At 27.9% G+C, this 16,100-nt stretch carries 15 protein-coding genes; 1 reads left to right on the top strand and 14 read right to left on the bottom strand.

The window, feature by feature from the left end:
* The first annotated feature begins 258 nt into the window (after positions 1-258).
* Positions 259-960: a 2,3-diphosphoglycerate-dependent phosphoglycerate mutase gene (gene gpmA, locus BOBLI757_RS01735; protein ID WP_046304948.1), complete on the top strand. Its 702-nt coding sequence runs from the start codon at positions 259-261 to the stop codon at positions 958-960.
* A 229-nt stretch (positions 961-1,189) separates the two neighbouring features.
* On the opposite strand, the gene ybgF is transcribed toward gpmA, so the two are convergent.
* From ybgF to sdhC, 14 genes are all read right to left on the bottom strand, one after another.
* Positions 1,190-1,912, bottom strand: coding sequence for a tol-pal system protein YbgF (gene ybgF / locus BOBLI757_RS01730; protein WP_158332967.1), 723 nt, complete (start codon positions 1,910-1,912; stop codon positions 1,190-1,192).
* A 59-nt stretch (positions 1,913-1,971) separates the two neighbouring features.
* On the bottom strand, positions 1,972-2,466 hold the full coding sequence (gene pal / locus BOBLI757_RS01725) for a peptidoglycan-associated lipoprotein Pal (protein WP_046304944.1): 495 nt from the start codon (positions 2,464-2,466) through the stop codon (positions 1,972-1,974).
* Between the two features lie 56 nt (positions 2,467-2,522).
* Positions 2,523-3,824 (bottom strand): Tol-Pal system beta propeller repeat protein TolB, encoded by a 1,302-nt coding sequence (gene tolB / locus BOBLI757_RS01720; protein WP_082087402.1) that lies wholly within the window; start codon positions 3,822-3,824, stop codon positions 2,523-2,525.
* Positions 3,825-3,960: 136 nt separating this feature from the next.
* A complete protein-coding gene (gene tolA, locus BOBLI757_RS03210; protein ID WP_158332966.1) occupies positions 3,961-4,569 on the bottom strand; it encodes a cell envelope integrity protein TolA in 609 nt (202 codons plus the stop codon).
* A gap of 230 nt (positions 4,570-4,799) precedes the next feature.
* Positions 4,800-5,228 (bottom strand): biopolymer transporter ExbD, encoded by a 429-nt coding sequence (locus BOBLI757_RS01710; RefSeq protein ID WP_046304943.1) that lies wholly within the window; start codon positions 5,226-5,228, stop codon positions 4,800-4,802.
* A complete protein-coding gene (tolQ, locus tag BOBLI757_RS01705; RefSeq protein ID WP_071840889.1) occupies positions 5,203-5,931 on the bottom strand; it encodes a protein TolQ in 729 nt (242 codons plus the stop codon). The genes BOBLI757_RS01710 and tolQ overlap by 26 nt, the downstream gene beginning before the upstream one ends.
* Positions 5,932-6,345: 414 nt before the next feature.
* Entirely contained in the window at positions 6,346-7,218 is an 873-nt protein-coding gene (sucD, locus tag BOBLI757_RS01700; RefSeq protein ID WP_046304941.1) for a succinate--CoA ligase subunit alpha, read from the bottom strand.
* A gap of 17 nt (positions 7,219-7,235) precedes the next feature.
* Positions 7,236-8,396, bottom strand: coding sequence for an ADP-forming succinate--CoA ligase subunit beta (gene sucC / locus BOBLI757_RS01695; RefSeq protein ID WP_046304939.1), 1,161 nt, complete (start codon positions 8,394-8,396; stop codon positions 7,236-7,238).
* Positions 8,397-8,485: 89 nt separating this feature from the next.
* Positions 8,486-9,673 (bottom strand): dihydrolipoyllysine-residue succinyltransferase, encoded by a 1,188-nt coding sequence (gene sucB, locus BOBLI757_RS01690; RefSeq protein WP_046304937.1) that lies wholly within the window; start codon positions 9,671-9,673, stop codon positions 8,486-8,488.
* Between the two features lie 26 nt (positions 9,674-9,699).
* Entirely contained in the window at positions 9,700-12,492 is a 2,793-nt protein-coding gene (locus tag BOBLI757_RS01685) for a 2-oxoglutarate dehydrogenase E1 component (RefSeq protein ID WP_046304935.1), read from the bottom strand.
* A 183-nt stretch (positions 12,493-12,675) separates the two neighbouring features.
* Complete coding sequence (locus BOBLI757_RS01680; protein ID WP_046304934.1) at positions 12,676-13,398, bottom strand: succinate dehydrogenase iron-sulfur subunit; 723 nt, start codon at positions 13,396-13,398, stop codon at positions 12,676-12,678.
* A 47-nt stretch (positions 13,399-13,445) separates the two neighbouring features.
* Positions 13,446-15,218, bottom strand: a complete 1,773-nt coding sequence (sdhA, locus tag BOBLI757_RS01675) for a succinate dehydrogenase flavoprotein subunit (protein ID WP_046305426.1) — start codon at positions 15,216-15,218, stop codon at positions 13,446-13,448.
* Positions 15,219-15,220: 2 nt separating this feature from the next.
* Positions 15,221-15,565, bottom strand: a complete 345-nt coding sequence (gene sdhD, locus BOBLI757_RS03410; RefSeq protein ID WP_052712340.1) for a succinate dehydrogenase, hydrophobic membrane anchor protein — start codon at positions 15,563-15,565, stop codon at positions 15,221-15,223.
* The gene (sdhC, locus tag BOBLI757_RS01665; protein WP_046304930.1) at positions 15,562-15,939 is read right to left on the bottom strand and encodes a succinate dehydrogenase, cytochrome b556 subunit; all 378 of its coding nucleotides are present in this window, start codon (positions 15,937-15,939) and stop codon (positions 15,562-15,564) included. Before sdhC ends, sdhD begins: the two co-directional genes overlap by 4 nt.
* Between the last annotated feature and the right edge of the window lie 161 nt (positions 15,940-16,100).

Here is a 16,100-nt window from a genome sequence, read left to right as displayed (position 1 = left end):
CTAGCTATTTACTATATTATTTTATTTAAATCGCATATATGCAATCGTAACATTAAATAAAAATAAAATTTAATAATTTTATGATCTTAATGTCACAAATTTGCAAAATATTATAGAATAATAATAACAAGATATCTACATATATAGATATATATTAACATTTAGTCGCAATTAATAAAAAAAATAAAAGATTTATAAATGATTTAAAGTTATTATAATACAATTTTACTTTTTAATTAATTTTTAGGAATTCACATAATGCTTACTACTAAACTAGTCATTTTAAGACATGGGGAAAGTCAATGGAATAAAGAAAATAAATTTACTGGTTGGGTAGATGTTGATTTATCAGATCAAGGATGTATTGAAGCTAAATATGCTGGTACAATACTAAAAAATAAAGGATTTATTTTTGATTATGGGTACACTTCGGTATTAAAACGTGCTATTCATACTCTGTGGTTTATCATTGATAAGTTAGATCAGCCATGGTTGCCCATTGAGAAATCCTGGAGATTGAATGAACGTCATTATGGCGCATTACAAGGTTTAAATAAAATCGAAACTGTAAAAAAATTTGGATTTAATAAAGTTGAACAATGGCGTCGTAGTTTAAATATTAGTCCGCCAAAGATTACTGATAACAACAATATTCAATTTGATTATCGTTACTCACATATAGATCCTAAAAAAATACCTAACACTGAAAGTTTAGCATTAACGATTGATCGAATACGTCCATATTGGAATTTAAATATTTTACCAAAAATAAAAAATAAGAAAAAAATAATTATCGTTGCTCACGGCAATTCCATCCGTGCAATAGTAACGTTGCTAAGTAATTTAAATAACGAACAAGAAATTTTTCAATTAAATATACCAACAGCCATACCTTTAATATATGAATTCGATAATGAAACAAATGTTATTAATCATTACTTTTTAAATGAACATACTTAAAATAAACGTCATTTATTTTAATAATACAACAGACAAAATTTATACAAAGATAATATCATTAAAATAACAAAAGGTTTTAATTAAGGTCATAACTTAACATATAGCAACAATTGATTAATTTATCGGTTAAATAATATTATTTTACATTTAAAAAATATTGTTAAAAAAATTTTAAAAAGATAATTGATATTTTTACACTAAAAGATGTTTTTATATTCTTATACAAATATTAAAGTCGTGCAAGAAATTTTTTTACTTGCCTGGCTGCATCACTGTTTGGATATAATTTACCAACTTGATAATATATAGCTTTAGCTTTGTCTTTGTAACCTTTATTTTGCATAATAATACCTATTTTTAATAATGCATCAGGTGCTTTTGAAGATTTAGGATATTTTTTTGCTACTACAGCAAAATGATAAGATGCTGCATCTTGTTTTTTTTTATTATAATTTAATTGTCCTAACCAATAATGAGCATTAGGCTGGTAAATAGAATCTGGATATTTTCTTACAAAATCTTGAAATGCTATTATAGCTTGATCATATTTTTTTTTTTTAAAAATTAACGATAAAGCTTCGTTATAATCCTTATCAACATTATTTTTACTAGAATGAACAACCGATTTACTTGGTGTAACCTTATCATTTACTGATGAACACTTATTATCATAAATATGTAGAATTTTATTATTATTCATTAAATCATTTATTTGTTGGCAAATAAAAATCTGCTTATCAAGCAGTTGAGTCAATTGATATTTATTTTCCTGAATTTGCCCACGTAAATGGTCAATATCTTCTTGAAGATCTAATAATTGTTGTTGCAATTTAATCAAACATCGACTATGTGCATTATATATCCGTTCTGCTTGAAGAATTTTTTCTTCATAAGGATCAATATTATTAATTTTGCTAACAGCTATTTTAGCTGAAAGAGAATAACTAATCATTAAAATATTGAATAAAAATATTTTAATAAGAAATAAATTACAATTTGTTATATGTAATATCATATATATATTAAAACAGCTCGACGATTTCTAGCATAAATTTCTTCTGTATGTCCTAATACAGCTGGCTTTTCTTTACCATAAGACACAATTGTGATTTGATGATTACAAACACCCTTACTTTCAAGATACATTTTGACAGCATTTGCTCGACGTTCTCCTAAAGCAATATTATACTCAGGAGTTCCACGTTCATCAGCATGGCCTTCAATAATAATCTTACAAGACGGATTATTAAGTAAAAAAGCAACATGACTATCTAAAATTTCAATAAATTTATAAATAATATTATATTTATTTAAATCAAAATAAATAGTATTACTATTTTGTAGTTCTTGAATTTTTAAATCTATTTGCTCACTAGAAAAATTATCATAATTTGCATTATGTTTTGTATAATTATCATTAATTGTTTTTTTATTGAAACCGCATGATGTATTTAATATAATTAATGCTATTATCGTCCACCGATTACAAACCTTAATTAATTGCATTTTTATTATCCCCTGATTTTTTATAATGTATGTATTAAACACGTTTAATTAAATAATTATAGATAAGGAGACCAAGCAGGAAATCTTACTTCTCCTCCATCGGTTATAGGAAGATACGCTTTAAATTTACCATCAGTTGAAATTAACTGTAATATATAACCAGAACTTTGCATAGTACTATAAATAATCATATTATCGTTAGGAGAAAGACTAGGAGTTTCATCTAATAATGTATTGGTCAATATTTGTATTGCGCCTGTTGATAAATCTAATTTAGCAATGTGTTGTGTTTTATTTTTATTCACTAGGATCAAAAATTTCCCGTCCGTGCTAACAATGGCATTTTGATTGCTGATTCCTGACCAAGACAATCGTTGAGATTCTCTATTTATAATATTAATTTTGTAAATTTGAGGACTTCCTCCATAATCAGAAGTATAAACTAAATTTTGACCATCCGGAAACCAATTAGGTTCGGTATTATTATTACGATTATTTGTAATTTGACTAATTTTACCAGAAATTAAATCCATTATATATATATTCAAACTTCCAGTTTTAGATAAAGCAAAAGCTATTTTCTTGCCATCAGGCGAAAAAGAAGGTGCTCCATTATGTTGCGGAAAATTTGCTACTTGACGAACATCACCATTACTTAAAGTATGCATCATTAATACAGCATGACGATTTACAAAAGTCACATATACTAATGTGTCTCCATCTGGAGACCATGACGGAGACATTAATGGTTCTGATGAACGATATATAGAAATTTGATTATAACCATCATAATCTGAAATATATAATTCATAGGGATATTTGTTGTGATTTATCCAATGTACTATATATGCAATACGGGTGCAAAAAATACCTTTAATACCTGTTAATTTTTCAAATACTTCATCACTAATAGTATGTGCTGCATATCGTAACCATTTTTTATTTACTTTATATTTATTATGTAATATAATAGTTCTACTTTGACCTGAAGTATTAACTAATTGATAAGTGATTACATAATTATCATTTCCTATTAACTCTAGTTGACCGATTATTATAACATAGATACCTATTGAAGACCAGTTGATAGGGTTAATTTCAGAAACATTAGTAGGTCTCTGGGGTAAACGCGATTCAGGAAGTACATAAAATTTTCCAGTATTACAAAAATCAGCAGAAATAATTTTATCTATGTTTTCGGGTATTACTTCATCAGCTTTCCATTGAAAAGGGATTATTCCTATCGGATGTGCTATATCTACACCTTGTGTTATTTCAATTCGTACTTTTGCGTATCCAATACACAATATTGACATTAAGCACATCAATAATATCTGAAATACTGTTCGAAATGTCATGTTTTTATAAAAAAAATTCCAAGAATTATTTAGCTTGATACATTACTACTGCATGATAAATAATCAGTATAAAAATATCAACTTCAAATTAGAATGAAAACGACCATTTTCTATTGTCACATGTTTGATAAACAAATTATTGTGGAGTAAAGTTAACTATTGTTTCTTGAAATAAAGTATAAATTTGATGATTTGGAGGTGGTGGAATTATTGCTAATTTTGTTGCTGATATTGCAGCTTGACACAATTCCCGGTCTCCTTTCGAAGAAGTGACAGAAACTAATTTGCCATCAGGTGCAATTTTAATATGTAAATCACAAGTTTGTCCAATATATTTTGAATAATCATAAAATTTATCACTAATAGATCGAGTAATTTCTTGTTTATATTTTAACATATCATTATGCGTAATACTGTTGAGTTTTCTTTTTAATGAATCATTAATAAAATTATTTTTTTCATTAACATGATTCAACTTTTGTGTATTTTTAATATCAATTAAATCATTAAGTAATTTATCTATTTCTACAGATTTTTTAGGTAAATTAATTTTTGTTTTTTTTTTATCTGTAATTGTTTTTTTAACAACATTGATATCATTAATTTTTTGTTTCATGTTTTTTGATTGCGCATAAGTACTGTTGTTAATATTTTTTATTTCTTTTTTTTCTGCAACAATGGATTGTTTATCCAATGTTTTTAAATAAAGATTATTACTATCAGCTATTTTGTTAAAATCTAACATAACAACACTTATTGCCTGCGTGGTATTATTATTATCAATAATTCGTGAAGTTATAAAATAATTATAGTTAAAAATAAATATAAACAAAAGATGTATCACTATAGATAATACAATAAACAATTTAAAATGTTTACTAAACGTATCAATAACTTTTAATACCATTAATTTCATTTTTTTTAATATTTATATATTAATAAACAAATGCTATGTATAATTATCTACAATTATATTCAAATAGTTTTAGTCATTAAGCCAACAGATTTTATACCGGCTTTTTGTAATAAATTTAACATACTTACAATTTCTGCATATACCACATTTTTACTTCCACCTATTAAAAAAGTTGTATTGGAATCTATGCTAACTCTGTCACGTACTTCACGCAATATTTGTTCATAAGACACATTTTTTTTTCGATTGTTATTTACTACTAAGTTGTATTGTCCTATTCCTAATACTTCGACGATAACACAAGAATTATCATTTAAAGTAAACAACGTTATTGTATTAGTATTATTAGGCAGTTCAATATCAATATTTTGAATAATAATAGGAAATGTAATCATTAAAATTATTACTAAGATTAATAATATATCAAGAAATGGTACAACATTAATTTCAGATTTTACTTTTCTACATCTTAATTTGTGGTAATTCATTGTTACTATTTTTTTTGTTGTGTAATCTAAAATTATCAAGCACTTGTCTGTATAAAATTGCAATAAATTCTTCCATAAAATTATGAAAAATTTCTTCTATTTTGCCAATACTAAAATTAAGATGATTAAAAGCAATGACTGCAGGAATAGAAGCAAACAAACCAATAGCAGTAGAAAGTAATGCTTCAGTAATACCTGGTGCTATTTCTTGTAAAGTAATATATTTAACATTACCTAATTTATTAAAAGAATGTATTAGTCCCCATACTGTTCCCAACAACCCGATATATGGACTAATAGAACCAATAGTACCAAGCAAAGTAATATTATTATTCAATATTGCTAATTCTAAATTTATTGAAATGCACATAACACGGGAAGTACCATTTATTACTCTTTCTACAGAAACATTCTGTAAACGTTCTAGACGAGAAAATTCACTAAAACCAGAACAAAAAATACGTTCTAAACCAGTTAATGTATTTCTATACTTCAAACGATCTTGATAAAGCTTAATGAATTCTATACCAGAACAAAAAAGTTTTTTAAATTTTTTTATTTTATAATTTGTTAATTTAATAACAAATATATGATGAATTATAATAGCCCACGATATAATAGAAAAAAAAATTAATAATAGCAAAATTAATTTTGCTAAAAAACTCACTCTAATAAAAAGAGATATAATATTCACATCAATCATAATACCTCACTCCATGAGCACTAATATAAAAATCATAATCAATTTTATTATTTATTATATATGTAATATATATCACAACCAATTGCATTAATTAATAGATATTACATTTGTTAAAGTAAAATACATTATGACAATAAATAATTTTAAATTTAATTAAAACTGATTAAATTACACTAAAATAAAATAAATGCAAAATTCATTTTCAATAGTGAAAATTATAAAAATAAAACATAAAAATTATTATATTTATACATTATATAACGTATAAATATAATATAAATATGTTTATTATCGTGTATCTGCTCTGTTTGTTCTATTTATAAGATATGATACAACGTTAGCACTGTCTAAACAATTTATAGTTAAAATATGATATTATCCAAACATTATCCAAACAAAATAAGCCAACAAAAATTAAGCATATACAGTATTCACGGTTTTACCAATATCTATTAAATTAGATACAATCTTTACACCTGCTGTTGCAAGTAATGAAATTTTACTATTTGCATCACCGCCTGTATTGCCTGAAATAATTGCACCAGCATGACCCATACATTTACCTTTTGGAGAATTAATTCCTGCAATATAACTAATAACGGGTTTATTAATAAATTTTTTAATATAATCTGCCGCCATTTCTTCAGAAGAACCGCCAATTTCTCCAATCATTAATATTGATGATGTTTGCACATCTTGATTAAATAATTTTAAAATATCAATGAAATCTGATCCAAGTATTGGATCACCACCTATCCCAACACAAGTAGACTGTCCCAACCCAATATCAGTAATTTGTTTTACTGCTTCATAAGTTAAAGTACCAGAACGAGATACCACACCAACATTACCTTGACGATGAATATAACTTGGCATAATACCAAGTTTACTTTCATTTGGTGTAATAACACCTGGACAATTTGGTCCAATCATACGAACATTGTTTCGATCTAATTGAGCTTTAATAATTATCATGTCTAATACTGGAATACCTTCAGTAATACAAATAATTAATTTTACACCAGCATCAATTGCTTCTAAAATAGAATCTTTACAAAAAGGTGCTGGAACATAAATAATGGATGTATCAGCACCAGTATTATTGATAGCTTCATGGACAGTATTAAACACCGGCAATCCAAGATGTTTTGTTCCACCTTTTCCTGGTGTAACGCCACCAATTATTTTAGTACCATATTGTAATGACTGTTGAGAATGAAAAGTGCCTTTTTTACCAGTAAATCCCTGACAAATTACTCTTGTATTTTTATCGATTAAAATCGACATTATTTACCTCATTATTTTTATTTAGTTATTGTAATTATCTGTTGAATAGCGTCTATTAAAGTATTAGCTATATTAATATTCAAACGACTATTAATTAGGCGGTTATAACCAAATTTTGCATTATTACCTTCTAACCTTACTACGATGGGGGTCGTAACCGAATTACTTATTATAGTTTCAATAATACTTTCAGCGACCAAATCGCAACATACAATACCGCCGAAAATATTAATTAATACAGATTTTACCTTTTGATCAAATAAAATAATTTCAAGAGCTTTTATTAAATTACCTTTAGTAACATTTCCACCCACATCTAGAAAATTAGCTACTTCTCCACCGTAAAATTTTACTATATCCATTGTGGCCATTGCAAGACCTGCTCCATTAACCATACAACCAATATTACCTTTTAACGACACATAACTTAAACCTAATTTTTTGGCATATACTTCTCTTGTATCTTCTTGAGTATCATCATACATCTTAAATAATTTTGTTTGTCTAAAACATGCATTATTATCGACATTTATTTTCCCATCTAAACAAATTAAATTATCATCAGTATCAATGACCAATGGATTAATTTCTGCTAATAACAAATCATTATCGTAAAACATTGATGCACTACTCATGAATATTTTACTAAATTGATTAACTTGAGTAACATTTAATCCTAATTTATATCCTAATACACGTCCTTGATATAATTGTCCTCCGATTAATGGATGTAGTGTGACTTGATGCAATAAATGTGGTGATGTTTTTGTTATTTTTTCTATATCTACACCACCTGCAATAGAAACAACGCACATTACACGGGATTTATTTCTATCAATCACTATTCCAAAATATAATTCTTTTTTAACATTTATATAATTTTCTATTAAAATTTTATCAACTGGTTGCCCAATAACATCTGTTTGATGAGTAACTAAGCGATTACCTAACCAGTGCTTTGCAAAAGTTAATGCTTCTTTTTTTGAAGATACTATTTGCACTCCTCCTTGCTTTCCTCTCCCTCCTGCATATATTTGACATTTTAAAACCCATGGCCCATAGCCAGCATTTAAAAAATATCTTTCTACATCATAAAATGTACTACAAACCACTCCTTTGGGGATAGGTAAGTCGTATTGAACAAATAATTGTTTTGCTTGATATTCATGTAAATTCATAATTTTATTTTTATTCCAATAAATTTATATAAACACACTTCCTTACTATTTAAAAATTTAAAATTAATATATTTTTATTTTAATACTAACTAGATTTCTAATAAAAAACGTATAGGATCTTCCAACATATCTTTAATTGTAATTAAACAACTAATAGAATCTTTACCGTCAATTAAACGATGGTCATAAGAGAGTGCTAAATACATCATTGGCAAAATAACTATTTGTTGATCAATTACCACAGGACGCTCTTTAATAGCATGCATGCCTAAAATTGCACTTTGTGGTGGATTTATAATAGGAGTTGACATTAATGATCCAAAAATACCACCATTAGTAATAGTAAAATTGCCACCATCTAATTCCTCAACTTTTAATTTACCATCACGACCCTTCATTGACATACATTTTATTTGTTTTTCAATATCTACTATACTCATGTTATCAACATTTCTTAATACCGGTGTAACTAATCCACGATCTGTAGAAACTGCAATACTAATATCAAAATAATTATAATAAACTATCTCTTCACCATCAATGGACGCATTAATTTCAGGAAACAACTTCAATGCTTCAAAAACTGCTTTTACAAAAAAAGACATAAACCCAAGCCTTACACCATGTCGTTGTTCAAAAATTTTAGCGTATTTTGTACGTAAATTCATTATCGATGTCATATCAACTTCATTAAATGTAGTCAACATAGCTGTGTTTTGTTTTACGTTGACTAATCTTTCAGCTATTTTTTTACGTAAACGAGTCATAGGTACACGAGTTTCATCACGACCTTTTACGAAAAAGTCATTTTTTTTGCTAACAGATTTTTGCTGAGCAATATTGTGATGCATCTGATTATTGTTAAATGACTGATCAAATAAATCTTTGTTATCAGATGATTCTTTAACTATTGCAAAACCTGAAATATCATTATCAGATTCTTCTTGTATGCTACGAGAAGATAGTTGAGATGATGTTTGAATCTCTTGATCATGATGAATATTAACAATATCTTTTTCCATATCATCATGAATTTTTTTGCATAATAAACGTCCTAAAAGTTGTTTTGATGTGACAATTGATCCCTCTTTTTCTAATATTTCTTTTAATATTCCTGTATGTTGTGCTGGTATTTCTAACATTATTTTATCAGTTTCAATTTCAACCAATATATCATTTTGCTTAACATGATCACCTATTTTTTTGTGCCATACTGCTACTGTCGCATCTGCAACAGATTCAGGCAAATCTGGAACTAGAATATTTATGTCACTCATTTTTATACCTTATATAACGCATTAATCTACAATGTATCAATATTTAAAGCTTCATCAATAATTTTTTTTTGTTGCCTTTGATGTATAGAAGAAAATCCTACCGCCGTAGCAGCAGAAGCCGGGCGACCTATATAATTTAATAAAATATTTTTACTTCCAGAAATGATTTTGTGAAGATAATGTTGACAGTAATACCATGCACCTTGATTTTCTGGTTCTTCTTGACACCATACAATTTTTTTTGTGCGAGAAAAATGAAGTAAAATATTTTTTAATTCTTCTAAAGGAAATGGATATAATTGTTCAATTCTTATTATCGCTACATTATATTGCTTATTTTGACAACGTTTATTTAATAAATCATAATAAACTTTACCCGTACATATTATTGTTTGAATAACATCATGATTCATGACATTACTATCCAATTCTTTAATAATTGTTTTAAATGTACTGCATGCTATCTCTTTGATTGAAGAAGATGCTATAGGATGACGTAATAAAGATTTAGGAGACATTATAATTAATGGTTTACATACATTGCAAATTATCTGTCTTCTTAATAAATGGTACAACTGAGCAGCTGTAGATGGAACGCAAACTTGTATATTATTTTCAGCACATAATTGAAGATAACGTTCAAGACGAGCAGAAGAGTGCTCTGGACCCTGTCCTTCATAACCATGAGGTAATAACATTACTAAATTACAAACTTGTCCCCATTTTTGCTCTCCAGAACTTATAAACTGATCAATTACAATTTGAGCTCCATTAGAAAAATCACCAAATTGCGCTTCCCAAATTACTAAAGTATTTTTAGATTTATTAGCATAACCATACTCAAATGCTAAAGCTGCTTCTTCAGATAAGACTGAATCCCAAATGTAATACATTCCTTGATTCTCAGAGATATTCTGTAAAGGAATATAAATTGAGTCGTCTTGTTGAGCATGTATTACAGCATGGCGATGAAAGAAAGTTCCTCTGGAAGAATCTTCACCTGATAAACGAATAGATATTCCTTTATCCAAAAGAGTAGCGCAAGCTAAAGTCTCTGCTGCACCCCAATCAAAATTCTTTTTCCCTTGCGCCATGTCATATCGATCGGAATAAATCTTGGCAACTCTTGGATGCATATTTATATTAGAAGGTATACTATTAATTTTACATGCTAATTCTTGCAAATAATTAATATCATCTTTTTCAGGATAATTTGCATATATAAATTTATTTGTTTTTTTATCCTGTAATACCAAAAAACTATCATATGCAGTTTTACATTCTTGCACTAAACAAGAACCTATATCTAACTTATTTTTTAATTTATCAAACATTTCTTTAGTGTCACTAGCCTTTATAATATCATTATATTCCAATTGACTAGAATAAATCTGACAAACACTTGGATGTTGATTAATTTTTTTATACATTATAGGCTGAGTAGCGCTAGGTTCATCAGCTTCATTATGACCATGACGACGATAACTTACTAAATCAATTATTATGTCTCGTTTAAAAAGATTACGAAATTTTAGCGCAAGACTAGATACAAAAATAACTGCTTCAGGATCATCAGCATTAACATGAAAAATAGGTGCATTTATCATTTTAGCAATATCGGTACAGTACTCAGTAGAACGAATATCTGTAATATTTGAAGTTGTAAAACCTATTTGATTATTAACAACAATACGTATACTACCACCTACATCATAACCTCTAACCTTCGACATATTAAATGTTTCTTGTACTACACCTTGTCCACTAATTGAAGCATCACCGTGTAAAGTAATTGGTAAAATCATATTACTGCATTTTATTTCTTCATCGATACGTGCACGTACTGACCCCATTACAACTGGATTAATAATCTCAAGATGAGAAGGATTATACATTAACGATAAATGTATCAAATTATCTTCAATTTTTATATCTGAAGTTAAACCCATATGATATTTTACATCGCCACTACCATAATCTTCACAAATATTTTTATTAGCAAATTCATCAAATAATTGTTGCAAGCTTTTACCAAAAACATTAGTCAATACATTTAAACGACCACGATGAGCCATACCCATAACTATTTCTTTTATACCATAATTTGTTGCGGCTTGTCGTATTATTTCCTTTAACATTGGAATAAGAACATCACTGCCTTCCAACGAAAATCGCTTAGCCGCTGGAAATTTCATTCCCAAATAGCGTTCGATACTTTCAGCAGCTATCAATTCGTAAAGTAATCTTCTTTTATTTACAGTGTAAAAATCTATGCTATTTATTGATTCTACTTGTTGTTGAATCCAATAAATTTCGTTATTATTAGTGATATGCATATATTCAAAACCTATAGAACCGCAATAAGCTTTCTTGAGAAAATTATACAAATCAACTAGTTTAATATTATTATAAGAAACAGAAAAACAATCAATATCAAAAATTTTTTGCAAATCTGAATCAACAAATCCATAATTCCTTAAATGCAAATTTTTTATATTTTTTCTTGTCCACAAACCTAATGGATCTAATTTAGCATGTTGATGCCCATATAAACGAAAATCATCAATCATGTTTAATATTTTTCTTTCTGTATAATTTGATGCCGAATTTTGATTAAAAAAAGAACAATCATTTAATACATGTGATGTCTTTTTAGATTTAATATCTGTATCTGATAAATATTTGAATTTTAATCTCCAATCCTGATTTACAGAATCAGGATCCATTAAAAAATGGTTATAAAGTTTTTCTATATATATCCGATTTGAACTTGACAAATAAGAAGAATTTACCCAATCTTTCATCGCATTATTATGCATACTTATGAATCCTTGTGAATTAAAATTATTAAAAAAAATCTTTAGGATCATTTATCTTTTCAAAAATCAATCATTATTAACAATAATAATAATCTATAATCTCCAATACTTTCACTTTATGATCACATCCTAATAAAATAAACCATAACAAAAATAAAATAAATAACAACATGGAACAATACGTTAACTAATGTGTTTTATTAATAACATACGTTTAATATGATTAATAGCCTTAGTTGGATTAAGCTTTTTAGGGCATACACTAACACAATTCATTATATTATGACAACGGAATACGCTAAAAGAATCATTTAAATTACTTAATCTTGTTTGTTGATCAGTATCACGACTATCAACCAAAAAACGATATGAAGTTAACAATCCAGCAGGACCAATAAATCTAGTCGGATGCCACCAAAAAGAGGGACAAGCAGTAGAACAACAAGCGCAAAGTATACATTCATACAATCCATCCAACTTATCTCGATCATCAGGCGATTGATAATACTCTTTTAATGACTGGCAAGAATCATTGTGACGAATTAAAAATGGTTTAATTTTTTCATATTGTTTATAAAATTGATTCATATCTACCACAAGATCACGAACAACAGGAAGACCAGGTAAAGGACGAATTGTTATCGTGCGACTATTTTTACATAAAATTGAAATTGGTGTAATACAAGCTAATCCATTTTTACCATTTATATTCATTCCATCTGAACCACATACCCCCTCTCGACAGGAACGACGAAAAGTTAAAGTAGGATCAAGTTCCTTTAATTTAATTAGAACGTCTAACAACATTAAATCATGTTTTTCTTGTATAGGCAGAATACATTCTTGCATGTAAGGCTTATTATCAACATCTGAATTATAACGATAAATAAAAAGTTTTATATTCATATTTTAAATTTTTTATGTAGTTGATATTAACATATTAATAACACGAATTAATAAATTCGTTGTTTTGGTAAAAAAACCTGACACGATTCTACTTTATTATTTATATTACGACGCACCATGGTATTAGTTTGAGGTAAATACAATGTGTGACAAAGCCAATTTTCATCATCTCGCGCAGGAAAATCTTGACGACTATGAGCCCCACGACTTTCTTTTCTAAAATTAGCAGCTAAAGCCGTAGTGTACGCCGTTTCTATCATATTATCTAACTCTAAACATTCTATTCGTTGTGTATTAAATTTGTTGGAATGATCACTTAATTTTGCATACAAAGATCGTTCACGAATTTCTTCTATTTCTTTTAATCCTTTAATCATTTTTTTTTCTTCCCTAAATACTGAAAAGTTATCTTGCATACAAATCTGTAATGCCGTACGAATTTCAACAGGATTCTCACCAGAATTATTCCTATTCCAACGTATATATCTATTTAAAGATGCTTCAATATCATAATTACTTACCTGAAGTTCTACAAATTGTTTTTCTTGTAGTAATTTTTGTAAGTACATACCTACAGATCTACCAAAGACTATAAGATCTAATAAAGAATTACCTCCCAATCGATTAGCTCCATGAACTGACACACATGCATTTTCACCTACTGCAAACAAACCCGGAACAATTATTTCTTCTCCTTGCTTGTTTAAAGTAATTACCTCTCCATGGACGGTGGTAGGAATACCACCCATCATATAATGACAAGTAGGAGTTACTGGAATAGCTTCCTTCATTGGATCTATATGAGCAAAGGTACGAACTAATTCTAAAATACCTGGTAATCTTAAATTTAAAATTTTTTTACCTAAATGATCCAATTTCAGTTTGACATGTGGGCCATAAATATTTTCATCACACCCTCTACCTTCTAAAATTTCAATCATGATCGAACGAGAAATGATATCTCTGCTTGCTAAATCTTTAACATTAGGAGCATAACGTTCCATAAATCTTTCACCATATTTATTTAATAAATAGCCACCTTCACCACGACATCCTTCAGTAACTAAAATACCAACACCAGCAATACCTGTAGGATGAAATTGCCACATTTCCATATCTTGTACAGGTATGCCCGCACGTACTGCCATTCCTATTCCATCTCCAGTGTTAATATAAGCATTAGTAGTAGATTTGTATATTCGACCCGCTCCACCAGTAGCAAGAACAGTGAACTGTGTTTTAAAATAAATCAATTCTCCACTTTCAATACATAAAGCAATACAACCAACTATCCTACCATCTTGATTTTTCACCAAATCAATAGCATACCATTCAGAAAAAATAGTAGTGTTGTTTTTTAAGTTTTGTTGATATAACGTATGCAACAGAGCATGACCTGTACGATCTGCAGCTGCAGCAGTACGTGAAGCTTGTTCACTTCCATAATTAATTGATTGACCACCAAACGGGCGCTGATAAATACGACCATTGTTTAAACGTGAAAATGGCATACCCATATGCTCTAATTCTAATATTGCTTTTGGTCCATTTTTACACATGTACTCAATAGCGTGTTGATCACCTATATAATCAGATCCTTTTACTGTATCATACATATGCCATTCCCAACAATCTTCATGGCAATTACCCAAAGCTACTGTAATACCACCTTGAGCTGATACCGTATGAGAACGTGTTGGAAATACTTTAGAAATTAAGGCACAAGACCCACCTGTCTGAGAAATCTGTAATGCAACTCGCATACCCGCTCCCCCAGATCCGATAACAACAGAAGTAAATTCTTTCACTAATAAATTCACATTTAAATATTCCACATTATAATTAATCCGTATAATAAATACCCAAACAAAATTGCAATAAGAATTAATTGAAGTATTTGTTTTAACATCAATGACTTTATATAATCTGTAACCACATGATTGATACCGATCCAGCTATGAATCAAAACAAAAAATAATATCAATACGTTGAAACATTTAATTATATTTCTAGAAAAAAAGATATACCATATTTCATATGTTATTTTATCAATACCAAAAATAAAAGATAATAAATAAACAAAATAAAAAAAAATAAATGCACCACTGATTCGCGCTATTAACCATTCATAAATTCCATGATATTTAAATATTATAATATTTTTCACCAAATAATTACTCCAATGAAAATTGATAAAACAATAGTTAATAAACACACAATATACGCACTAATTCTACCAATTGTTATTGTTGTTTGTAAAAGAGCACAATCTATTAATATGTGACGCATACCACTAATAATGTGGTAAATAAAAGATGATCCCACTCCCCAAATTATTATTTTAAAAATATTTTTATTCATCATAAAAACAGCTTTATCAAAACCTTCTGGAGAAGATATCGATAAATCAAACATCCACAACAACACGCTTATTCCTATAAATATAACTACACCAGATATTCTATGTAAAATGGATACCACTGCAGTTAAAGGAAAATGTATTGTTCTTAAATTTAAATTAATAGGTCTTTGCTCTTTCATACTTAGTATTTCATATTGCAAAATAAGATATGTTAATTTTAATAAAGTTTTAGTTAAAAATATATTATAATGATCTACCTACAAAAAAATAAATAGTCTCTAATACTATGATATTTTACATAATTAATTCAACTAAATAAACTCTAATACTAAAAAAATTA

The organism is Blochmannia endosymbiont of Camponotus (Colobopsis) obliquus, from assembly GCF_000973545.1.
Classification (GTDB): domain Bacteria; phylum Pseudomonadota; class Gammaproteobacteria; order Enterobacterales; family Enterobacteriaceae; genus Blochmanniella.
The sequence above is the reverse complement of the archived record's forward strand: the minus strand, read 5'-3'. Positions and strand labels throughout refer to the sequence as shown.